The sequence below is a fragment of the Psychrobacter sp. D2 genome (assembly GCF_013608135.1).
GTDB classification, from domain to species: Bacteria; Pseudomonadota; Gammaproteobacteria; order Pseudomonadales; family Moraxellaceae; genus Psychrobacter; species Psychrobacter cryohalolentis.
On sequence record NZ_JACDXZ010000002.1, the window covers coordinates 316,892 to 340,107 of the forward strand.

At 43.3% G+C, this 23,216-nt stretch carries 17 protein-coding genes; 7 read left to right on the plus strand and 10 right to left on the minus strand.

Going from position 1 to position 23,216, the window contains the following annotated elements:
- Positions 1-18 precede the first annotated feature (18 nt).
- Positions 19-1,425, minus strand: a complete 1,407-nt coding sequence (locus tag H0262_RS04060; protein ID WP_011514233.1) for a uracil-xanthine permease family protein — start codon at positions 1,423-1,425, stop codon at positions 19-21.
- A 648-nt stretch (positions 1,426-2,073) separates the two neighbouring features.
- On the opposite strand from H0262_RS04060, the gene H0262_RS04065 reads away from it, so the two are divergent.
- The gene (locus H0262_RS04065; RefSeq protein WP_181209777.1) at positions 2,074-4,167 is read left to right on the plus strand and encodes a TonB-dependent receptor domain-containing protein; all 2,094 of its coding nucleotides are present in this window, start codon (positions 2,074-2,076) and stop codon (positions 4,165-4,167) included.
- A 186-nt stretch (positions 4,168-4,353) separates the two neighbouring features.
- Positions 4,354-5,643 carry a PepSY domain-containing protein gene (locus H0262_RS04070; RefSeq protein WP_181209778.1) on the plus strand — a complete coding sequence of 430 codons (1,290 nt, stop codon included), beginning with the start codon at positions 4,354-4,356 and terminating at the stop codon, positions 5,641-5,643.
- A gap of 40 nt (positions 5,644-5,683) precedes the next feature.
- Here the strand turns inward: H0262_RS04070 and H0262_RS04075 are convergent, their stop codons facing one another.
- From H0262_RS04075 to H0262_RS04090, 4 genes are all read right to left on the minus strand, one after another.
- The gene (locus H0262_RS04075; protein WP_181209779.1) at positions 5,684-6,454 is read right to left on the minus strand and encodes an ATP-binding cassette domain-containing protein; all 771 of its coding nucleotides are present in this window, start codon (positions 6,452-6,454) and stop codon (positions 5,684-5,686) included.
- A gap of 44 nt (positions 6,455-6,498) precedes the next feature.
- Positions 6,499-7,566: an iron chelate uptake ABC transporter family permease subunit gene (locus tag H0262_RS04080; protein WP_181209780.1), complete on the minus strand. Its 1,068-nt coding sequence runs from the start codon at positions 7,564-7,566 to the stop codon at positions 6,499-6,501.
- Between the two features lie 62 nt (positions 7,567-7,628).
- Entirely contained in the window at positions 7,629-8,735 is a 1,107-nt protein-coding gene (locus H0262_RS04085; RefSeq protein ID WP_181209781.1) for an ABC transporter permease, read from the minus strand.
- Between the two features lie 81 nt (positions 8,736-8,816).
- On the minus strand, positions 8,817-9,869 hold the full coding sequence (locus tag H0262_RS04090) for a siderophore ABC transporter substrate-binding protein (RefSeq protein ID WP_181209782.1): 1,053 nt from the start codon (positions 9,867-9,869) through the stop codon (positions 8,817-8,819).
- Positions 9,870-10,203: 334 nt separating this feature from the next.
- Here H0262_RS04090 and H0262_RS04095 point away from each other — a divergent pair, with 334 nt between their 5' ends.
- The 3 genes from H0262_RS04095 (at position 10,204) to H0262_RS04105 (ending at position 12,512) form a co-directional block, all read left to right on the plus strand.
- Positions 10,204-11,214 (plus strand): TonB family protein, encoded by a 1,011-nt coding sequence (locus H0262_RS04095; protein WP_181209783.1) that lies wholly within the window; start codon positions 10,204-10,206, stop codon positions 11,212-11,214.
- Between the two features lie 106 nt (positions 11,215-11,320).
- Positions 11,321-12,010, plus strand: a complete 690-nt coding sequence (locus H0262_RS04100; protein WP_181209784.1) for a MotA/TolQ/ExbB proton channel family protein — start codon at positions 11,321-11,323, stop codon at positions 12,008-12,010.
- A gap of 100 nt (positions 12,011-12,110) precedes the next feature.
- A complete protein-coding gene (locus tag H0262_RS04105; RefSeq protein WP_011514224.1) occupies positions 12,111-12,512 on the plus strand; it encodes a biopolymer transporter ExbD in 402 nt (133 codons plus the stop codon).
- Between the two features lie 175 nt (positions 12,513-12,687).
- Here the strand turns inward: H0262_RS04105 and H0262_RS04110 are convergent, their stop codons facing one another.
- Positions 12,688-13,233, minus strand: a complete 546-nt coding sequence (locus tag H0262_RS04110) for a DUF2799 domain-containing protein (protein WP_259275393.1) — start codon at positions 13,231-13,233, stop codon at positions 12,688-12,690.
- 320 nt (positions 13,234-13,553) lie between these two features.
- Here H0262_RS04110 and H0262_RS04115 point away from each other — a divergent pair, with 320 nt between their 5' ends.
- Positions 13,554-14,150: a hypothetical protein gene (locus H0262_RS04115; RefSeq protein WP_011514222.1), complete on the plus strand. Its 597-nt coding sequence runs from the start codon at positions 13,554-13,556 to the stop codon at positions 14,148-14,150.
- Positions 14,151-14,429: 279 nt separating this feature from the next.
- On the plus strand, positions 14,430-17,120 hold the full coding sequence (gene topA, locus H0262_RS04120; protein WP_259275394.1) for a type I DNA topoisomerase: 2,691 nt from the start codon (positions 14,430-14,432) through the stop codon (positions 17,118-17,120).
- Positions 17,121-17,231: 111 nt separating this feature from the next.
- Here topA and H0262_RS04125 read toward each other — a convergent pair whose 3' ends face one another.
- The 4 genes from H0262_RS04125 to lon form a co-directional block, all read right to left on the minus strand.
- On the minus strand, positions 17,232-17,789 hold the full coding sequence (locus H0262_RS04125; protein WP_181209785.1) for a superoxide dismutase family protein: 558 nt from the start codon (positions 17,787-17,789) through the stop codon (positions 17,232-17,234).
- Between the two features lie 141 nt (positions 17,790-17,930).
- Entirely contained in the window at positions 17,931-19,046 is a 1,116-nt protein-coding gene (locus H0262_RS04130) for an META domain-containing protein (protein ID WP_181209786.1), read from the minus strand.
- Between the two features lie 39 nt (positions 19,047-19,085).
- Positions 19,086-20,219 (minus strand): META domain-containing protein, encoded by a 1,134-nt coding sequence (locus H0262_RS04135; RefSeq protein ID WP_181209787.1) that lies wholly within the window; start codon positions 20,217-20,219, stop codon positions 19,086-19,088.
- Between the two features lie 141 nt (positions 20,220-20,360).
- Entirely contained in the window at positions 20,361-22,985 is a 2,625-nt protein-coding gene (gene lon / locus H0262_RS04140) for an endopeptidase La (RefSeq protein ID WP_227673130.1), read from the minus strand.
- Positions 22,986-23,216 lie beyond the last annotated feature (231 nt).

The following is a 23,216-nucleotide window of genomic DNA, read 5'->3' on the forward strand; positions in this document are numbered from 1 at the left end:
TCATCTAACCCTTGATTCTTAAGCGGCTTCACGAGCAGGCTTCACGTCATCCTCAGCATGCTGGTCAGCCGTATCAAACTCCGCACCAAAGCTTTTTGGTAAAATCATATCAAGCGTAATCGCGATAATACCCGATACGGTCACTGCTGAACCAAAGATATTACGGAACATCTGCGGCATTTGTGCAAATACATCAGGCACAAAGGCAACACCCATCGCCAAACCTAGAGAGGTGGCTATGATTAAGATATTACGATGGGTGAAGTTTACGGTCGAAAGTATGCGAATGCCAGCAGTCGCTACGGTTGCAAACATCAACAGTGTCACACCACCAACTACTGGTTTTGGTAGCTGAGTGAAGATAGCACCTAGGATAGGGAATAAACCCATAAAAAATAAGATACCGCCGACATAGAAGCCAACATAGCGACTAGCGATACCCGTCATCTGAATAACGCCATTATTCTGGCTAAAAGTAGTGACTGGGAAGCTGTTAAAGATACCAGCAATGGCAGAGTTGACACCGTCAGCTAGTACCCCACCTTTGATACGTTTCTCATATAGTGGACCTTTGATAGGCTCACCTGAGATCATCGACGTCGCGGTCAAATCACCAGCAGTCTCGATACTGGTAATGATATACATAAAAGCAATCGGTATAAACGCTTGCCAATCAAAACTAAAGCCAAACTTGAAAGGCACAGGTACAGTCAGTAGCGGGGCTTGTGAGACTAATGAGAAGTCAATACGACCCATAAATGCTGCTACCAGCAAGCCTAACATCAGACCAATAAAAATAGCGCTTGAGCGAATAACTTTGTTAGGTACGATACTAATAAGCACGACACTGATTAAGACCCCGCCGCCCAGTAGCAAATTCTCCATGCTACCGAAATTCTCTGCACCAACACCGCCTGCTAGATCGGTTAGACCAACTTTGGTTAGGGACAAACCAATAGTGACAATGACACAGCCGGTGACGATAGGGCTCATTAAGGATTTAAGTTTAGTAATAAACTGACTCAAGAATATCTCGACAAAGGCGCCTAAGAATGTCACGCCAAAGATAACAGAGAGAATCTCCTCAGGACTACCACCTCGGTTTTTTACTACAAAACCTGCTGCTAACACTGCCGCTAAAAAACCAAAGCTGGTGCCTTGCAGAGCCATTAGCCCTGAACCGACAGGACCAAATTTACGGGTTTGAATAAAGGTTGAAACCCCAGATACCATTAGCGCCATACTGATCAGGTAGGGGATATGCTCACCTAGACCCAAAGCACCGCCAATAATCAATGAGGGCGTAATAACACCAACGAAAGCGGCGAGTACATGCTGTACCGCACCTAAAAATGCTTTTGCAGGCGCAGGACGGTCGTGCAGTCCGTACAATAAATCGGGATTTCCTTGAGTATGCTCACTCATTTTGGCTTTCTCCTAAAGTGACTTTTAGTCCAAGCTCTGTAAAGATATTTAGAGACAGCGTTACGTTGATAAATAGGAGACATATGAGGGTCTCTATAAATCCTTATCGCAGCTAGCTGTTTACACAGTATCAAACACAGAGTCGCATGATCCTTATGCAAATACATGCAAGCAAATAACCAGTCTTTCTCAGTCTGACCGATAGTCGTATGTACAAACCTGACTAAATAGTCAACTATCTTAGGGTATATGTAATTGGCAGTATATTGCAATACTTTTTTTGATATTCAGCGTTTATAAATAATTGCTCAGTCGCTGATAATCGCCTCCGCATATAGGTGGAACTTATCTAGACGGCAATACACTAAAGGTATTCATCAGATGTGCAGGTGCCGATACAATCGTACAAAGATATTAAAAGAAAATTTTTCAGTTTAAATATTGCCAAATTGTTAATACTTCGTTATTATGCCTGTCAATATTTAAACGCTAATCATTATCATTAACATTAATAATGTCATTCTTATATGAAACTTAATAATCATTAAAGCATCAAGCTTTTTAGAAAGTGATTTTGGGCAAAAATTACTGATTATTGGTTTCCTAAACGAGTTTTAAAATTCTTATACTAGATAAAGTGAGTATGTTATGCGCGAAGTAAAATTAGCAAGATTTTCTAGTCGATTGACCGTATTGTCTATGGGCATAGCAGCAGTATTAGGGGCACAAGCGGCGAGTGCTGCTACCTCAGCAGATATGCCGAGCACTACCTTACAGACCATCACAGTGACGGCAAACAGCTCAGTACGTGAAAGCGTGCAAGAAGGCGGTGTTGATGTTGAAGGCTATACCCCAGCTGCGCAGGCAAGCCACTTAAGTGATTTTTTAAATGTCGTACCCGGTGTTACGGTAGGTGGTACGTCAGCAGTTAATCAACGCATTCGCGTACGTGGACTGGATGATACCAATCTAAAAGTCACTATTGATGGCGCTCGCCAAGAAGGCACGCTGTTTTATCATATGGGCGATGTGACCATTGACCCTGATTTGCTAAAACAAGCGGAAGTATCGGTCGGTAATAACTCAGTGACACTAGGTAACGATGCGCTAGGTGGCGCAGTTGCTTTTAAAACCGTTGATGCCGCAGATCTACTAAAACCGGGACAAAAAATCGGTGCCAAACTGCATGCAGGTTATGCTAGTAATAATGATGAATTGCTCACCTCAGCAACTGTGTTTGCTGCCCCAACGGATAATATAGACTTACTGGCTTATTATGGTCAGCGTAATGCCAATGCGGGTGAAGATGGCGAAGGTCGTAAGATCCAAACGGAAGATAGCAAAGGCGAGAATATTTTATTAAAGGCAGGTGCGTATATTGCCAATGACCATCACGTAGGGGCTAGCTTTAGCCGTACCGAAAACGAAGGCATGTTCCCATTACGCCCAGATTTCCCAGCAAGCCCAGGCGTTGGCAGTTGGAATGAAATTCTACCGCAAAAGGTTAAGCGTGATACCTATGGTTTAGACTATAGCTACAATCCTGCCAGTAACTTAGTCAATGTCGATACCAATGTTTATCAAACCGAAACGCAGATTTCACGAGATACCGACTATACGACAAAGCCAGGTTATAACTGGGAAGCGGGCGTAAAAACCACCGGCGCAAAAATTCAAAATACCAGCATCATTGATACCAATGTCGGCAGCCATAAGCTAATCGCTGGTATTGAACACTATAAAAAAGAATCTGAGCTAGAGCGCGACTTCGTTAAAAAGGGCACCGATGAAGCCAAGAATACCTCTATTTATCTAGAAGATCAGTGGAAAAATGGCAAATTAACCTTAACGCCGGGCGTACGCTACGACCGTTATGAGTCGCCTGAATTTGTTGCTGGTGGCAAAACTTATGACAATGTCGTTGGTGCGCTTGCAGCAAGCTATGAGATTGCACCGTTAACGCAAATATTTGCCAGCTATACCCAGTTATTTAATGGCCCTGATTTGAGCCAAGCGATCTTTAACTCAGATGGCGACAAAACCTATGTAAATAACGACTTAAAAGCAGAAGAAGGATCAAATGCTGAGATTGGTATCGTAAAAACATTGCGCGACCTAACGGTAGCGGGTGATGCGCTACAACTTAGCGGAAAATATTTTGAAACTGATATCGAAAACTTTATTCAGTTTGTGCGTGCAGGTAAAGACAGAATTGGCTTAGACTGTGCCACTGGACAATCTGGTGGTGATTGTCAAGGCGCTGTTAATAGTAACGAAGATTTTAAAATTAAAGGTATTGAGCTCGCTGCTGACTATAAAATGGATAATTTTAGCATGGGTCTAAGCTATGCCCATGCACGTAGCAAAGGTGATAAAACGGGCTATAGCATCCCATCAGTAACGGGTGGCAGTGCCGACTCAGGCGATAAATATATGGTGAACTTGGCCTACGTACCAACAGACACCACCGAGCTGGGCTGGCGCAGTACCTATGTGGCTGCCATCACGCCCAAAACTGAATCTGCCCAGCCTGAAAAGTCTAACTATGATGTGCATGATATTTTTATGAGCTATATGCCAAAACAAGTCGAGGGTTTAAAAGCGACTGTTGGGGTTTATAATATCTTTGATGAAACCTATGCCAGCCATGCGTCACGTTCGCTTGCAGAACAAGCAGATGGTTTGCGTACCGACTTTGAACCCGGTCGCAATATCAAAGCATCTTTAACCTATCAGTTCTAAATTTATACTGATCATGCGTAAAAAATGAGTATCAAAAAAGCCAGCTGCTTTGTATAAGAGCTGGCTTTTTTATGTTGAAACCTCTTTTTTAAACCAGATGTCTTTTTTAAATCGTTTTATGCGTCTTTAACACATCAGCATTTAGCGCATTATTCTAACGCTAAAATTAACAAAGAATAATAATCAATGATTTCATTTAACTCACGCCAAACTTGCCTATGGATTCACCGTTATACTGGACTTGTGATGGCCGCTTTTTTACTTATGGCTGGTATAACGGGCGCGCTATTGGCATTTCACGATGAGCTGGACGCGGTATTTAATCAGCGTTTGGCGGTTGTTGAGCAAGCGCAGATACCGCCATTGTCTATCGCCACCTTGCATGACAAGGTGATTAGCCATTATCCAGAATACAGTTTTTCAACCATGCCAGTAGCAATCGAGCCTAACCGCGCCGTCGTCTTTGCGGTTGATAAATATAAAGGCGATGTAAAGGTAGAACCTGCGCCTTTATTTCAAGAGGTTTATATCAATCCCTATACTGCGGATATCATTGGCACGCGTGATAAAGACGAATGGGCATGGCGCAATACCATGTGGAAGGTGTTCTGGCTGCATCGTGAGTTGTTGCTTGGTGATATTGGTAAGTTAGTACTAGGTATTATTGCGCTTGTTTGGACGATTAATTGTTTTATTGGATTTTATTTAACCTTGCCACGCGCTGTCAAGAAGACTCATGTGCCACCCCAATATCCTGCTAAAAAACGGGCGTCTTTATTAAAACGCTGGCTGCCTGCGTGGAAAATCCGCACCAAAACCAATACCTTTAAGCTTAATTATGATGTGCATCATGCGTTTGGTTTATGGTTGTGGCTGATGCTGTTTGTGATTGCATGGTCAAGTGTGGGGTTTAATTTGCAGCAGATCTATAAGCCAGTGATGCAAGCGGTGGTCGGTCTTGACGGTAACAAAGGCAAAGAAGGTAAATCAAATAAAGCAGATAAATCTAGCGCGCCAGTTAGCACTGAAATGATCACCGCTAATATTGTTAATAAAGCCAATAGTATCGATTATTTAAGCAAGCAAGCAACTATTGCCGCGCAAGAAAACGGCTTAACCGTACAGCAATTATTGGGTATTCGCTGGGTTGAGGAAGATAAGCAGTGGCAGATGCGCTTTAAAACCAATCAAGACATCGGCAAGAAAAGTGGTGCGTCTTCAATTACAGTCAATGCAAGAGATGGTAGCATTGAGAAAGTAAATTTTGCTTATCAAAACGCCTCATTTGGTCATAAAGCTGACCAATGGCTATCCACCTTACATATGGGACACATCAGTCATGGTGTCGGTCATCTGGCATATCAAATCTTCTTGGCATTGATTGGACTAGCCGTTGCCGTCTTGTCTGGTACTGGGGTATATCTGTGGTGGAAAGGTCGACAGCAACGCTTAAAATCTTTGCGAAAGCTGAGATAAAACCGGGCTAAAAGTGACAAAGCCGCTTATAAGTACGATTTTAAGCCGCATCCACGATTACCGGACGACCTTGGTGATTGATTACAGTGACATCAACGTTATAGAGATCTTTCATGGTCTCTTGGGTAATGACATCGACAGGACGTCCAATGGCCTGTACTTGACCGTCCTTCATAGTCACCACAGTATCGGCAAACTGGGCGGCTTGATTGATGTCATGGAGGACAATGACGACGGTTTTTTGCTGGCTATGACTTAACTCACGCAGCTCACGCATCAAGCGTCCTGAGTGATACATATCGAGATTATTTAGCGGCTCATCAAGCAATAAATACGGCGTATCTTGGCAAACAATCATCGCAATCAGCACGCGTTGGCGCTGTCCACCCGATAAGGCAGATAAAAAACGCTCAGCTAAGGACTCTAGCTCAAAGCGTTCGATAATCTCAGCCACTTGTTTCTGATCGCTTGCCGTTGGACGACCTTGATGATACGGATAGCGCCCAAACATCAGTAATTCATGCACCCGCAGCCGCCCTTGTACTTGATTGTCTTGACTGAGCATCGCTATCGTTGTCGCAAGGGTACGCGCATCGCATTGAACAATATCACGCTCCTCATTATCTACAGCAAAGCTAACCTGTCCGCTTTGCAATGATTGCAACCGCGCCATCACCGAAAATAATGTCGATTTACCGGCACCATTGGGACCAATTAAAGCGATGACTTGTGACGGTGGCAATAATAAGTTGATATCATGCAAAATCTGCTGCTTGCCAATATGATGCGATACACCCGTTATTTTTATCATAATGCTTCTTTTTTAGCTGAATGTTTAATAAGTGTTTAGAGTTTTTATTTCAAGCGCCGCTGGCTCATAAATATCAATGCTAAAAATACCAAGCCGCCTGCCAGCTCAATAACGACGGATAATACGCCTGCCATACCGAGCACTTGTTCAAAGAGCGTTTGACCGAGTACCAAGCAAATCATCGCTACTAAACTCACTAAAATGAGCCGTTCGCTATGATACATATGGCGCGCCATACGATTGGTTAGAGCGCAGACCAATAAGCCAAAAAAGGTCACTGGACCGACCAACGCCGTAGCTGTAGCGACCAATACCGCGATGACGGTTAATAGCCCAAATGCCAAACGCTGATAGTTAATACCGAGATTAGTTGCCTGCGCTTTACCCAACATGAGCACATCACATTGATACCGCCAGCGCCAAATAAATAGCGCACTCACGACACAAATAAATAGACTGATGACTAATAGCTGCGGATTGACCGTATTAAACTGCGCGTAACTTGCCGATTGCACCACCACAAAATCATCTGGATTAATCAGTCGCGCAATCAGGGCTGATAAGCTGCGAAACAAGACTCCAAAAATAACCCCTACCAATATCAGCCGCGTTAAATCCTGACTGCTTTTGGAAAACAGTAATTTAAACAGTAATAACGACGCGCCAAACATCAATACAATCTCAAGCGAAAATTTGGCCATCGGATGAAGACTGGTGAAGCTAATCGCCCCTAAGAAAAATACCAATACGCTTTGTAATAATACATAAAGCGAGTCAAAGCCCAATAATGAGGGCGTGAGAATAGGGTTATGGGTTAAAGTCTGGAAAAGCAGAGTAGAGACGCCAATTGCGTAGCCGACCACCATCAGCGCCAATAGTTTTTTACCCCGTAGTGGCAGGGCAAAGTCCCAATGCCCATGGACATTGACGGTTAAAAATAATATGGCGCTGATTAATAAAACAAGAGCAGCAACAGATTTAGGATGTTGACTGATAGTTAACCATAGCCTTGCCCAGAATTTTGCTAATGGGTTCAGGTTGGTGGTAGCACTCTTAGCACTATCAATAGTAGCATTAGTCGTTTGACCAGACGAGGCAGAAGGTAAAAACATACGCTAATCTTATAAAAGAGAATGGCAAGTAAAACAACGATAACTTAGTTAATCTAACTCATTTAGGACTCAGCAGGCGCACGTAATAATAGCCATAAAAACACCACCGTTCCGACCACGCCAAAGACAGTTGCTACCGGAATCTCGAACGGATAGCGAATCGAGCGTCCGATAATATCGCAAAGTAATACCGCTGAAGCGCCCAATAATGCTACCGCTGGCAAGCTGCGCCTGAGCTTATCACCCATAATGCGACTGACAATATTAGGCACGACCAAACCAATAAAAGGAATCATGCCAACCGTCACCACGACCACGGCACTCATCATGGCGACCATACCAATGCCAATCCACGTCACATGACGCTTACTGATACCCAAATTTAAAGCAATATTATCGCCCAAACCAATAATGGTCAGCTTATCGGCGATAATATAAGCGATAATACATAGCACGCCAGTCAACCATAACAGCTCATACCGTCCTGACAACACGCTTGAGAAGTCACCAAATTGCCAAACGCTGAGCATCTGTAACGTTTCCGTTTGATAGGCAATAAAGGTAGTAATAGCATCAATAATCCCGCCAAAGACAATACCAATCAACGGAATCATCAAGAAATCTGTCGGCGGAATACGATGAATCAGCAGCATAAAGAGCATCATGCCAAATACTGCCGCAATGGTTGCCACACTCATCTTTATAATTAGCGCGCTGGCCGGAAAGAACAGACTCACCACCAATAAGCCAAGGGCAGCGCTTTGAGTTGCGCCGACCATAGACGGCTCTACAAAGCGATTCTTGAGTACCACTTGAATAATCATCCCAGCTACTGCCATGGCAATACCGGTCAAAATAATAGCAATCGTCCGCGGCAAACGACTGACCAGCATCAGTGAGCTGTCTGAGTTGGCACTATGATTGATGAGGCTATGTAAAATCCCTGACCATGAAAAGTCAGCAACCCCAATAGATAAACTTAGTAATACCAACATTCCCATGATGACAAAGCTTGCGGTATTGATTAACCAAGGTGCTATTTTTGCGTGTCGTGATTTAGAGTTTAACTGTCCATTTATCTTCTGCTGCCGTTGTGATGGTGCAGAAGATAGGGGTTTATCGCTATTAACTTTATCTATATTGGTAGCGTGATTAGAAAATAGGGGCATAACGGCTGCTAACTTATGTCTGGCGTAAAGGGTAGACGCAAGAATGGGCCCTTACGTCTGTTTTTCAACGAATAAAAATGTTTACTTTGCTTGGCTAAATGCCGTTTTAATCGCGGTCAAATCTTGCATCCACTGATAATAACCACCAAATGCAAGGTATGAATCTGGGCTTAGATAAACCACTTGAGATTTTTTCCAAGCTGTCGTTTGCGCGACTAATGGATTGTCCAAGACGGCTTTTGCACCAACGCTTTCTTCACCGATAGCCGCGCTACGGTCAATCACAAACAACCAGTCAGGGTTGGTTTTTTGCAAGTATTCAAAGGAAACCGGCTGACCATGATCGGCGTCTTTTATCTGATTATCTACCATCGGTACGCCAACTACGGTATGGATAAAGCCAAAACGTGACTTAGCACCGTAAGCAGACAACTTATTACCATTAACCATGATGACCAAGCCATTACCTTTATCTTTGGTCGCTGTTTTCGTCTCATCAATAAGACCGTCAATATCCTGTTGCAGCTTCAAGGCTTGATCGCTTTTGCCAAATAACGCACCCAAATCATGCAAGCGCTGTTTGCTAGACTCATAGATATTGGCAGTATCAATACTCATATCGAGCGTTGGCGCGATGCTTGAGAGCGCATTATATTTCTCTGCCATACGCGAGCCGACCAAGATAGCTTGTGGTTGCATTGCGTTTAATGCTTCAAGATCTGGCTCAAATACCGTGCCGACTTCTTTCGGATCTGGTTGAGTTTTTGAATGCAGATTATTCAATTTTAGACCGCTTGGCATGCCATCAACAGCGACATCGAGCGCTGCCAAATCTTGCATTAAGGTCATGTCATAAACCACTAGCGGCGATGGGTTGATTGCCAAATTAACAGATCCCTTGATGGTATCAACGCTAATAGTGGTCACAGAAACCGCCTCGTTAGTGGCGACATTTTTGGCTTTATCAGCGGTTTTATTTTCGGTGTTGCTATCTGCGGGTTCTGAGTCATTAGATTCAGGAGCGCTACAGCCAGTTACGGTAATACTAGTAAGCAGTGCTGTCATGAGTGCAGCTACTAAGGGACGTTTAAAAATAGGAGTAGCACGGTGGCTAGAGAATGAGGTAGTAGACATAGATAACTCGGTATAGGACGGGTTTTGGCAGTTTTATACAACCTGCTCGATAAAAATCTTCATTTAACGGCAGGTTAAATGATTCGGTGTTTTATTATAAATTGGATAAATAATTCAGCCGCCATCATAAAGTAATTGAGACGTATTATCAATAAAGATGATAATGATTTTTATTAACTAAGTGTATTCAGGTTATAATAGACTCGCATACTGACCTAGATTGAACTTAAAAAATTCACAATACCGTCTGAAATATTAGAAATTTACTATTGATAATAATTATCGTTTGCATTATTATCACCACCATTCTATGACGGTTAAATGCTAGAGTATTATGAGTTCAACGGATTTAGAGACGCCCCCACTTAAATCAATCTTGATAGCGATACTAGTTGTAGTAGGGCTTCACGTACTTACGGCAGTGGCATTGGTGGCAATGAAACCGTCTGCACCCAAAGTCGCGCCGCCCAAACAGACGCCGCCTATTGAAATAGAGCTGGTATCATTACCTGCTACGTTACCTAAAGAGCCGGAAAAAGTGGTGAAATCTGTTGAAAAAGAAGTGACTAAGGTTTTGATAGATAAAAGCGCGCCAGCGCCAAAACCGCAGGCTATAATAAAACCAAAGCCAGTCACAGAGTCGCCAAAACAACCAGTGGTACAAGAACGCAAACCTGATATTACACCGCTAGTCAAAAAAGAAAAGACAACGTCGATTGCTCAAGAAAAGCCGTCACAAAAACAGATTCAGAAAGAAGAGCCGCATACAGCCATTGATAAAGCCATATCTGAGCAGCTTGCTAATAACCAAAAGGTTAACAATCAGCAAGCTGAGCAACGTCGACTTGTAGCAGCACAAGTGGAAAAAGCAGCGCAAGAAGCACAGCTGCAACAGGCTCAGGAAACGCAAAGAGTAGCAAATGCTAAAGCCGCTCGAGATGCCCAAGCTAAAGCGAGTGCCCAAGCAGTAAATGACGCGGCTCAAAAAGCAGCAAGAGCGGCTAAGCAAGCAGAAGAGGCCGCTAAAGCGGCTGCTGAAAGTAATGAGCCTGTCAATTTTACCGCCAGCTCGGCAAATTGGGTATCAGCCCCAAACTTCAGTTTCCCTGAGCGCGTCGCACGACGAGCAAATTCGGGTGATACGCTCAACGTAGTGTTGATACTGAGGGTAAATAAGCAGGGCGGGATCGATAATGTGCGTATCGCTCAATCTTCGGGGAATGCGGCATTGGATAAAGAAGCGACGCGGCAAGTGCGCTCAGGCAAGTTTAAACCCTTTACGAATGATGCTGGCGTACCAGTGGTTGGCAATGTGACCTTGCCTGTGAGCTACGCAGTACCTTAATGATTATCCATCTATAAAAACATACATTCTAATCTTTTCACGATAAGACTAAATGCGATAGTCGCTGCAGGTTTATGTGATGGCACAACTTACTAGGGAGTCTGACATGGACTTTACAACTTACTGGCAATATAGCGATATGGTGACTAGAACCTTGTTCTTTTTACTGCTCGCTTTATCTATCATCTCTTGGGTCACGGGCATCATTCGGGTGCTACAAAGCCGAAAATTGGTGACGACTGTTGCTGATGATTTGAGCCAGCAGATGCAGGCAAAACGCTCAGATCTAAGCGTGGCAGATGCAGCGACGCGGCGTTTGATTACTGAGCAAACCTTGCTAAAGCACATTGGTCGCTACCGTTTTGCTAGCGAGCGTGGTTTGCCTATCCTTGGTACGACGGCAGCGATTGCACCGTTTATTGGTCTGTTTGGGACAGTATGGGGTATTTTCCATGCCCTACGTAATATTGGTATGAGCGGACAAGCAGGACTTGGGCAGGTAGCGGGACCGGTCGGTGAGGCACTTATCATGACCGGTTTAGGAATAGCCGTAGCGATTCCAGCGGTAGTGTTCTATAACCTTGCTGTACGTATTAATCGTAGCATCATGTACCATGCAAATGATCGCGCCCATGATTTACTGGCGCAATCTGCTGAGCTAGCAGTCACACAACAATCATCAATAAATAATGAATCTGCCGTGACTCAAGCTCAGTTAGTAAAAGGCAATCATACAGAGACGCAAGCCCCTCAACAAACAGAACATTATCATAAATCAGCGCCATCACAGCCGTAACTCTATTTATTGATAGGGTTTTACATTAAAAGAAAGCGAAGCGACAGATAAGCTAGAAAGTAATAGCTTTGATGATTATACAAAACGTATTGAGAATATTATGGCATTTCAATTGGGTGATGATAGTAGTCAAAGCATGAATGAGATGAACCTCATTCCGCTGATCGATATCATGCTGGTATTGATGATTATCTTTTTATTGACGGCGAGCGTATTGAATCCGGCAGTGCCATTAGATTTGCCAAAGACCAGTGCGATGTTAAATGAAATCCCGCCCGAAGCGATCCAAATCAGTATTGATAAAGATGCAGGGATATTTTGGGACAGCGATCCTATTAGTATGGAAGAGCTAGAAGTACGCTTGCAGCAGCAAAGTGCCGCTGGCAAAGATCCTTCCGTACAACTACGTGCTGATAAAGACAGTAAATATGATACCGTCGCTCAAGTGTTGGCAGCGGCGAGTGAAGCGGGACTAAGCAAAATAGCCTTTGTTAATGAATAATCATTAAAGCCATAAGATTGCTAGAAATATCAGCAAGCTTATTAACAGAAAAATCAGCAGAATAATAATAAGAATCATCAAAATAATAAACTTTCTCTCCGGCCTCACAAGGTAATCTTGTGAGGTTTCCTTTATTTTATTAATGTATTATTTAGCTTTTATTCTTGATAAATGCTTACCAGCCGTAGCCAAATGGGCGATAGCCGTAGCCGCCATAGCGTCCAGGACCATAACCAAACGGATAAGGCGACCGCAAGTAATCAAGATCACGCTGGCGCATATGGTAATAGCGACCTTGCGCGTAAGCTTCTTCGAGCTTTTCAATGCCTTCAAGCGGGCAGACAGGCTGCCAGTCATAGCCTTCACGACCACGCTTATAAGCATTTAGCTCAGTACAGTATTTTTTTAGCCCCAGCTGGCGACCCTGTTCCCATTGAATACGGTTTGGCATGGGAGCGCCAGCACTAGCACAGCTATTAGCATAATGACCAAAATAATCCCCTGAGCGCCCATTGATACCGTCGGCATAGCCCACTTCTTGCCAGTTGCTGCTTTGACATTGCTGCGGCGTCAGGCTTTTTTGAGTGGTGGCACAGCCTGATAAAGTAAATAAGGCAACACCGATTAGTGTTAAGGCAACGTTGGACCTACTCATGATTGGACTGCGCGATTTTTGAGTAAAATTGGCACTCGATGAGTTTCGCTTAATAAGATTATTCATAATAAACCTGCGCGCGTTTAAAATTATGGTTTATCATAGCACCTTTTTATAGGCTCGACTTTTTGTATCTTGTTATCGAACGAGTAGCTTTCTGTACTAAGTATTTGATATGCCACTATAAATATCAGCGATATTGTAGATTAGCTGCTGGCTTGTCTCATAACGATAGATAATCTAGTATGCGGTAATCTGTATACTTGCGCTCTATTCTTCTTGATTTTTGAGAGCTGACACGCATTATAAATACAGTTATCAAGGTCAGTCACGTATAAAATAATCGCTGTTATAAGCGAACTTATTAGCTAAAAGGTCAGATTGTCATGGGTATGTGGATTGCTATTCTCATTGTACTATTCGTATTAGGGAGTATGATGGCGCTCAAGCCGAGCGGTATCGATCAGCGTTTAGATAAGCTGCGTATGACCGCGCGCCGCTTGCAGCTCAACCCAAAGCTGGTCACTTGTCCTGACTGGATAAAGGGTAAAGACAATGAGTATGGTCGCGGGATGATGGGGCAGTATTGCTTAATATTAGAAAATACCAATCTGCCGTTTACCCGCTATCAAGTGATTGATGGGCAATGGCGACCAGATAGTAGTTTTGTCGATACGACTACAGATGATAATAAGCTTATCGTGCCAACAGCTATTCGTGCGAATCAAAGCAATACCCATACGGCAATTAAGAAGCCCAATGTCAGTTTGGACAAGATGCCACTTGATTTGCCAGTCAGTATTGAGCCCTATGTAAAAGGGTTATTGACTAAGGCAAATAGTATCGTGATTTATTGGGAAGATATCGCTTATGTACGCCCTGCGACCAACCCTGCTTATCAGCAAAAATTGATTGAGAGCGATTTATTAGCGCTCAAAGAAAAGCTTGAAGAGTGGGCGCTGCAAATGCAAAAGATCCTATAAAAATCACCACAAGGTAGCAAATTGTTTTTTCGTCTCCATAAACGAGCGATATGCAAGTGCTTTTGGCAGACGCTTAGTCATTTTCAGTTGACAGTTTAAGCCTTAGCAGTGTAACGTCTTTATAACTGAAACCTTTCGTTATGGTTATCATTTGTTTTATAACCGATTTTACTAGCAGCCATTACTACAATAATTTGCCACGCCCTTATAACCAAACCTATAAATGGCATGCTGCTAGACAATTCTTATTTTAATTTACTTATTATGGTGTCGTCACCTATGACAAAACCCGCAGCTAAAAAAAGTGCAGCGCCCGCTGCTGACAAACCTAAAGGCAGCCCAAAAGCCAGTCCAAAGGGCAAGTCTTTGGTGATTGTTGAATCACCCGCCAAGGCAAAAACCATCAATAAATACTTGGGTGATGATTTTATCGTGCGCTCAAGTATTGGTCATGTCCGAGATTTGCCAGTCGGTGCTAGCAAAAGCGCAAAGAAACCAGCAACGACCAAAAAAGATGACAGTCTAAGCAAAGAAGAAAAAACCCAGCAAGCATTGGTACGGCGTATGGGTGTCGACCCTGAGCATGATTGGGCGGCAGTCTATGAAGTCTTGCCAAATAAGACCAAGGTCATTAAAGAGCTGAAAGCTTTAGCCAAAGACGCTGACAAAATCTATCTGGCAACGGATATGGATAGAGAGGGAGAGGCGATTGCTTGGCATCTTAAAGAAGTCATCGGCGGCGCTGACAGTAAGTATGAGCGTGTGGTTTTTAACGAGATTACCAAATCTGCCATTCAAAATGCCTTTAAGCAACCATCGAAGCTCGATATTGACCGAGTTAATGCACAGCAAGCGCGTCGTTTTTTAGACCGTGTCGTTGGTTTTATGGTATCGCCACTTTTGTGGCAAAAGGTTGCTCGTGGTCTATCGGCGGGTCGCGTCCAGTCTGTTGCTATGCGCTTGGTTGTTGAGCGTGAGCATGAAATTCGCGCCTTTATTCCAGAAGAGTATTGGCAGATTCATGCCGATACCCATATTGCTGAGAGCAAAGCCAAAAAAGCTGCAGACGCTGAGCAAATTGGTATTCGTTTAGAAGCCACTAAGCAAGGCGGCAAAACGCTAAAGCTCGTCAATAAAGAGCAGACTGATAAAGTATTAGATGTCCTAAAAGCAAATGACTTTATCGTCAAAGAACGTGAAGAGAAGCCAACGCAGTCGAAACCAAGCGCGCCTTTTATTACCTCGACTTTGCAACAAGCCGCCAGCACGCGTCTGGGATTCTCAGTTAAGAAAACCATGATTTTGGCGCAGCGTTTGTACGAAGCGGGTCATATTACTTATATGCGTACCGATTCGACCTTTTTATCAGGTGATGCGCTTGCTGCGGTACGTGGCTATATCGAAGACAGCTATGGCGCAAAATACGTGCCAGAAAAGCCGAATTTCTATGGTAATAAACAAGGTGCACAAGAGGCGCATGAAGCCATACGTCCGTCTAACGTCAATATGAAGTCAACACAGCTTAAAGCCGTTGAGCGTGATGCCATACGTTTGTATGAGCTAATCTGGCGTCAGTTTGTGGCCTGTCAGATGTTACCAGCAAAATATCTATCAGTGAATTTATTCGTTGCAGCTGACGACGTTGAGTTAAAAGCACGCGGTCGTACCTTGGTATTTGATGGCTATACCAAAGTGATGCCACCTGCCAAGACCGACGATAACTTATTACCAGATGTGAAAAAAGGCGATAAATTAGTAGTAGATAAGCTTGATCCGAGTCAACATTTTACTAAGCCGCCACCGCGTTTTACTGAGGCAAGCTTGGTCAAAGAGCTTGAGAAAAAAGGCATCGGTCGTCCATCGACCTATGCTTCTATCATCTCGACTATTCAAGATCGTGGTTATGTGAAGTTAGAAAACAAGCGCCTGTTTGCTGAAAAAATGGGTGATATCGTCACCGACAGACTGACGGCAAGTTTCCCAGACTTGATGGATTATACCTTTACTGCGGCGCTTGAAGACAAGCTTGACCATGTGGCAGAAGGCGATACAGATTGGAAAGATGTGCTCGATAATTTCTATGGTGACTTCAAAACAACGCTTGATCGTGCTAAAGAAAAAGACGGCATGCGCCCCAATGATCCAACCGATGTACCAGATGTCCATTGTGATCTTTGTGCTCGTCCAATGCAGCTACGTACCGGTTCAACGGGTGTATTCTTAGGTTGTACTGGTTATAACTTACCACCAAAAGAGCGCTGTAAAGGCACTAAGAACTTAATGCCAGTCGAAGCTTTTGCCAATCTTGATGATGCCGAAGGTGATGACGAAGCGGCCGAAGTCAGAGATTTGATGGAGAAGAAACGCTGCCCGAAATGCGGTACGGCAATGAATGGTTATATTGTTGATGGCGGTCTGAAGCTGCATGTGTGTGGTAACAATCCTGATTGTGATGGTTATGTCTTAGAAGAAGGTAAGTTCGAAGTGCCTGGCTCTGATTCTCCAACCATTGACTGTAATAAGTGCGATGGACAAATGGAGCTAAAGACGGGACGTTTTGGCCCTTACTTTGCTTGCCAGCAATGTGATAATACGCGTAAAGTACTGAAAACGGGCGAAGCAGCACCGCCGCGCATGGATCCTATTCATCTACCAGAGTTAAAATCTGTTAAGCATGAAGATTACTTTATCTTACGTGAAGGCGCAGCGGGCATGTTCTTAGCAGCCTCTAAGTTCCCTAAAGTACGGGAGACACGTCCGCCAAAGCTTGCTGAGCTGCGAGAGATTAAAGATAAAATGGAAGACAAGTTCCAGTATTTGTTTGCAGGACCAGATGAAGATCCAGATGGTAATCCGACGATTTTACGTTGGTCGCGCAAGAAAAAAGAGCAGTATATCGGCTCTGAGAAAAATGGCAAAGCCACACGCTGGGGCGTTTACTGGCGTAAAGGCGAGTGGGTAGAGGAGTAAATTTTTTTTACCTTTAAGCCGTCAATAGTTTCAGGCTATAAAAAAACCTCTTAGACAATCTAAGAGGTTTTTTTATGATTTAAAATCGAAGCTGTGATTATGGACTATGAATTATCTTTTTTCGATGATACCGCAAGCGACGCGATCACCGGCATTACCAGCTGGCTGACTGGTATAATCATCAACGCCACTATGCACGATAAAGGCTAGGCGATTGACGCTATATTTACCAGCGTCAGCGGCAGAAATTTTCTTATTCACATAATTGATAGTTGCGACACCATCCGCATTAGCCGTTAGATTAGGTAAGTCGCCTGCATGACCATTCATGTCATCTGGGTTAGAGTGTGGCTTATTATCTGGATTAAAATGCCCACCTGCTGCTTTACCCATATTGCCACAGCTTCCTGTTTCATGGATATGTAGCGACACGGTCTGACCCGGCTGCAAGTTCATTAGCTTACCATATACTTGTACACCGCCATCAACGGGGCGCAAAAACATTTGCCCGACTTCATTTTTATCACCAGTAACAGCATTAATGGTCGACTTTAAAACAGGTTGGTTTAAAGGATTGCCTGTTTGCATCTGACCTTCTACCGTTTGGCAACCCGTCATTGCTAAAGCAGAACTACATAATAGTGCACTTGCAAGTATTATCTTATTCATTATTATCTCCGTTTTAAATTTTTGTTTTTGATATCATCAATGATTTACTGTATCAGTATAGCTAGGCGCTTGAAGGAGTTATTCACTAAAAGCGCAACAATCGGTTAATAAATGTAAGTTACTGATGGGGTCGGAATTTATTTACGGTGTTTTCTTGGCTTCGTTTTGCCATACTAAGGTTTCGCCTGTTGCCATCGTTTGCAATAAATTATAATGAGGTATATCAGTCTGATTGTCTGCTGTTGGCGATATTGGTTGTAAGCTTAATGTTAGCTGACTGCTGCTATCACGCATTAAATCAAACAAAGCGGATTCGATTCTATTGCCTGTCTCACCGCAACCCATTACGGTACTAATAATAATGCCGACTTTGAAGATATTATCATTGCGTAAAAAATAGGGCGCGCGAGAGTCGTTACAGCCTGAGCTAAAGGATGCGTACTGATTGTCAGGCCAGCTCTCAAAGCTCGCTGAAATAGGGTGATCAGGGTGATAAAAATTGCCCAAAGATTTTCTAGTTAATTCTCCTTTTTCATCATAAGTATTACTGACGGCGCTCACCAGCGTCCAATGATACTGCTCTAATAACTCGTTAGTAATGGGTAATCCAGTGGGAGCTGCTAATGCTTTAGGTGAACCTATAAAAATTAAGCGATTACCGTTTTCAATATTAAGTGCCAAACGTTTAGGAGCAGCTTGTATGGCGACTGGCGCTGATTCTGATGTTAAATGCGAAGTTGGCAATAACTCAAAATTAAGCCTAACAGGTGCGTACTTAACAAATAACGATTGAATACTATTATCCTCTGTAATCACAGTTTTATTATCAAGGGCATTGTCAAAGTCATTGTCATCGTTACAGTTCGCTGGAACTTTGGCAAGATGAGAATAATAAGGGTAAGGCGGTGCGGACATCGAATGGAAATCCAGCATATATTGCTCGCAACCTTGATAAAATCTGACTGCACTGGGTTCTATTGCTAAGGTAATCGGTGCAAAATTTTCGATATCGACTATGTTACCGTTTTGATTAATTACTTGCGCCAATTGCCAGTCATAATGAGCTAGCCATTGCATTACTTGTGATTCTTTAATTACTATCTCGTCAGTAAAGTTAGATTTATCTTTAACAACAGGTGCGTTGACGATAGTGGTCTGCTGGATACTATTCGATGGCGCAGACTGGCAACCCATTAATCCCACTGCTACAGACAAGCTGATAATAGTTAATGAGCGCTTTATAGTTGGCAGGAGCATTGTAAAATCCTTTTTAAAAAATATGAGAATGAATAGAGGCTAAGGTGTTTTCTTTACTTCATTCTTCCAGATAAGCGTTTCGCCTGTTTCCATCGTTTGCAATAGGTTGTAATGTGGAAAATTGGCTTGGCTGTTCGATTGAGCTTCTGATAAAGAGGAAGGTTGCAAACTCAAACTAAGAGTGCTTTTGCTATTACTGACAAGCTTAGACAGCTCATTTTCAATTCTATTGCCAGTAACACCGCAGCCCATCACTGTTTGCATTCCTGAGCCAACTAGCAACGTATGGTCGGTCATCAAGATATACGGACCACCGACGCCATTACAGTTTGAGTTAAATGACGCATATTGACTATCGTCATACCCTCTAAATCGTAACGATACTGAAAACTCTGGATGATAAAAATGACTAATAGACTGTCGAGATATAACCTTTCCTTTATCATCAAAAGTATTACGAACAGCGCTCTTTAGCTCCCAGTCATAGCGCTCTAGTAATGCCTTATCTATCGGCAATCCCGTTGGTTTTTTAAAGGCTATAGGCTTGCCAGTGAACATTAATGTATTGCCGTTTTCGATTTTGACCATCAAATTTTTCGGTGCCATTTGAGTATTATTAGGTTCGTTTTTTGCTACTGCTGACAGCGTAATGCCTAATTTTAATATACCGTTTTTAGGAAATAGCGCTTCTATATCGCCTTTACCCATTTTATCGTTAGAGGTCTTTTTACAGTCAGAGGGTTTTTTCCTAAGATCGCTACCATACTCAAAAGGTGGCGCATCCATCCATCCAAAGTCGATTGAAAAATGCTGGCAGCCTTGAGATAAGCTTAGTGAGCTAGGCGCGATTGCTAAAGTAATGGGATTAGCCGTGTTGATATTAACAAGGTAGCCTTGCTGGTCTTTGACGTGTGCCAATTGCCACTGATAATGGCTTGCCCATTGCAGGGTATTTGCTTCAGTGACTGTTTCGTTAGCTACCCCTACAATTTCTTCTAGTTTTTCAGTGTTTATGATGGGCTGATAGGATACTGGGACAGAAGTGCTAGGGCCAGTCACCATTGAGTTAGTAGGTGTAGAATTATCTTTTACAATACTAGACTGACAGCCTATTAGACCTACTGAAAACGAGACAACTGAACATACGCATAAAGCTAAACGGTTTAAAGTCATGATTGTTACCAAATAAACATTTGTCTAAAATATAGCACGGGATTTTAAGAAGATTGTTTTTTATTATTGCCAAAAAAAAGCCGCCCATCATTACGACGAGCGGCTCTTTAATTTATAAGACTGGATTAGTAACTAATCAGATTAATTGTGTAGCGCTTTACCTTTGGTCTTATCAACCGTTACTTTGGCAGGTTTAATTGGTACTGGCATACTGACCAACGCTACTTTTAATATCTCATCAATCGTCGCGACTGGCTGAATGGTTAAGCCTTCTTTGACGTTATCAGGGATATCGGCTAAGTCACGCTCGTTAGTATCTGGAATCAACACATGCTTGATGCCACCACGATGCGCTGCGAGCAGCTTCTCTTTAAGACCACCGATACGTAAGATTTTACCACGCAGGGTAATCTCACCTGTCATGGCAATATCTGGACGAATAGCAATACCAGTCAAGGCAGATACCAGCGCTGTCGTTAGCGCACCACCAGCAGATGGACCGTCTTTTGGAGTGGCTCCTTCTGGCATATGTACATGGACGTCAGTCGTTTTAAAAGTCTCATAATCAATGCCTAAGCTATCGCCACGAGCACGTACCACACTCATCGCTGCACGGATAGATTCTTTCATCACATCGCCGAGTGAACCGGTAAAGATAAGCTCACCTTTGCCTTTCATCGCAACCGCTTCGATAGTGAGTAGCTCGCCACCGACTTGTGTCCAAGCAAGCCCAGTAATACGACCAATCTCAGGCTCTTCTTCCGCTAGACCATAGTCATACTGATGGACACCTAGATAGTCATCGATGTTTTTGTCATCGACCACGACCAGCTGACGTTCTGCTTTTTTCGGAGCGCGGGCGCCATGCGTTTCAACCGAACCGCGAACCACTTTACGGCAGATTTTATTCACTTCACGCTCAAGGTTACGTACACCGGCTTCACGCGTATAGCTACGCACGATGCTATGCAATGCTGCTTCTACAATCTCAATCTCGCCTTCTTTGAGACCGTTATTTTTAATGGCTTTTGGCACTAGATACTTCTGCGCGATATTCACTTTTTCTGCTTCGGTATAACCCGGTAGGCGAATAACCTCCATACGGTCAAGTAGCGCAGCTGGAATATCCATACTGTTAGCGGTACAGATAAACATCACTTGTGATAAATCTAAGTCCATATCTAAATAATGGTCATTGAAAGTATCATTCTGTGATGGGTCTAGCACTTCAAGTAATGCTGATGCTGGATCACCGCGGAAATCATGCGCCATCTTATCGATTTCATCCAATAAGAATAGCGGGTTTTTGACTTCTACCTTTGCCAATGACTGCACGATTTTACCTGGCATTGCACCGATATACGTACGGCGATGACCACGAATCTCAGCTTCATCACGTACGCCGCCAAGCGCCATACGTACAAACTTACGACCGGTTGCACGAGCAATTGATTCGCCCAATGAAGTTTTACCAACACCTGGAGGACCGACTAAGCAAAGAATCGGACCGCGCAGTTTTTTCACTCGAGACTGTACAGCGAGATACTCTAAGATGCGATCTTTGACATCTTGTAAGCCATAATGGTCTTCGTCTAGGACAGTTTTAGCTTTATCTAAATTGATAGAAACTTTAGTCGTCGCATTCCACGGCGTGTCCAAAATCCATTCAATATAGTTACGCACCACTGAAGATTCGCTCGAAGCCGGTGGCATCATTTTGAGCTTTTTCATCTCTTGCTCGGCTTTTTTGCGCACATCTTCTGGTAAGTCAGCTTCATCAAGACGTTGTTCAAGCTCAGCCACGTCATCTTCACCATCGAACGCACCGTCATTCATATCTGACAGCTCGTTTTTAATGGCTTTCATCTTCTCGTTTAAGAAGTATTCGCGCTGATTGTCTTCCATTTGCTGACGGACAGCTTCTTGGATATCTTGTTCGATATTTTGCTCAGCACTTTGCTTGACCAAATATTCAGTCAAAGTGTTGATATGGGTTTTGATATCATTTTGCTCTAAAAATGACTGTTTGATATCAAGATCCATCGACACACGAGTTGAGATAAAGTAGACCAACTCAAGCAAATCATCGATACGTTTTGCAACGCGCGTTAGCTCACGCGCATTACGTAGACGTGCATCGGCATAGCTTTCAAACAGCGAGGTTAAAGCTTGAATCGTGTTTTTCTGCTGGCTTTCATCCATGCTGACATCAAGGTCTGCACGCTCAAAGCTTGCCATCAATAAATCATCATGACTCTCTATCGAATCAACACGAGCGCGATATTGACCTTCGATCAATACTTTGATGCAATTCTCATCGCTATCATGTGGCATGGTGCTGACGATACGACATACTGTGCCGTATTGATATAAGTTATCGTGATCAATGTCTTCGGTGAGCGAGTCTTTTTGAGCAACGACCAAAACCTTATTGCCGTACTCAGCTTGCGCCAATTCAACCGCTTTGACTGAAGGCTCACGACCGACAAACAAGGCAATTTGCATATGCGGATAAACAACGACATCGCGCAGTGCCAATAATGGCAGATAATCTTCAACAGCATCTTCTTTACTGTCTTTCGCAGTGTCATCTTCTTGAGCAGCGTCAGACGCTGACTTGTTTTCTACTGCGTTATCAGACGAGGTTTTTAGCTCGTTCTGTTGCTCGTTTTCTAGCTCACTTTGCTGCTTGTTGTCATCAGCAACGTTAGGTGATACGTCGACATCGATGTCGATATTGTCTTTATCAATTTTATGTTCACTCATATATTCTTCCTCGTTCACCAGACTTGTAAAGTCAAGTTAGTGGTTCATGTTTAGATAAATGGTGCTGCTATATAAAATTGCAAGGCTCTGTTATCAACAGTTGAGAGAATATTGTTCCTTTATCTACTTTTTCTCTTCAAGCTATTTGGTTTTGCGCGTGGGTTTTAGTCGTAAAATCAGGTAAAATAGCGCGCGTCTTAATCGCTCCGTTCAAATAGCAACTGTGTGGAT

Excerpts from the sequence above, each read along its gene's own strand:
- H0262_RS04060 (WP_011514233.1), bottom strand. The coding sequence starts at position 1,425 with ATGAGTGAGCATACTCAAGGAAATCCCGATTTATTGTACGGACTGCAC.
- H0262_RS04065 (WP_181209777.1), top strand. The coding sequence starts at position 2,074 with ATGCGCGAAGTAAAATTAGCAAGATTTTCTAGTCGATTGACCGTATTG.
- H0262_RS04070 (WP_181209778.1), top strand. The coding sequence starts at position 4,354 with ATGATTTCATTTAACTCACGCCAAACTTGCCTATGGATTCACCGTTAT.
- H0262_RS04075 (WP_181209779.1), bottom strand. The coding sequence starts at position 6,454 with ATGATAAAAATAACGGGTGTATCGCATCATATTGGCAAGCAGCAGATT.
- H0262_RS04080 (WP_181209780.1), bottom strand. The coding sequence starts at position 7,566 with ATGTTTTTACCTTCTGCCTCGTCTGGTCAAACGACTAATGCTACTATT.
- H0262_RS04085 (WP_181209781.1), bottom strand. The coding sequence starts at position 8,735 with ATGCCCCTATTTTCTAATCACGCTACCAATATAGATAAAGTTAATAGC.
- H0262_RS04090 (WP_181209782.1), bottom strand. The coding sequence starts at position 9,869 with ATGTCTACTACCTCATTCTCTAGCCACCGTGCTACTCCTATTTTTAAA.
- H0262_RS04095 (WP_181209783.1), top strand. The coding sequence starts at position 10,204 with ATGAGTTCAACGGATTTAGAGACGCCCCCACTTAAATCAATCTTGATA.
- H0262_RS04100 (WP_181209784.1), top strand. The coding sequence starts at position 11,321 with ATGGACTTTACAACTTACTGGCAATATAGCGATATGGTGACTAGAACC.
- H0262_RS04105 (WP_011514224.1), top strand. The coding sequence starts at position 12,111 with ATGGCATTTCAATTGGGTGATGATAGTAGTCAAAGCATGAATGAGATG.
- H0262_RS04110 (WP_259275393.1), bottom strand. The coding sequence starts at position 13,233 with ATGAATAATCTTATTAAGCGAAACTCATCGAGTGCCAATTTTACTCAA.
- H0262_RS04115 (WP_011514222.1), top strand. The coding sequence starts at position 13,554 with ATGGGTATGTGGATTGCTATTCTCATTGTACTATTCGTATTAGGGAGT.
- topA (WP_259275394.1), top strand. The coding sequence starts at position 14,430 with ATGACAAAACCCGCAGCTAAAAAAAGTGCAGCGCCCGCTGCTGACAAA.
- H0262_RS04125 (WP_181209785.1), bottom strand. The coding sequence starts at position 17,789 with ATGAATAAGATAATACTTGCAAGTGCACTATTATGTAGTTCTGCTTTA.
- H0262_RS04130 (WP_181209786.1), bottom strand. The coding sequence starts at position 19,046 with ATGCTCCTGCCAACTATAAAGCGCTCATTAACTATTATCAGCTTGTCT.
- H0262_RS04135 (WP_181209787.1), bottom strand. The coding sequence starts at position 20,219 with ATGACTTTAAACCGTTTAGCTTTATGCGTATGTTCAGTTGTCTCGTTT.
- lon (WP_227673130.1), bottom strand. The coding sequence starts at position 22,985 with ATGAGTGAACATAAAATTGATAAAGACAATATCGACATCGATGTCGAC.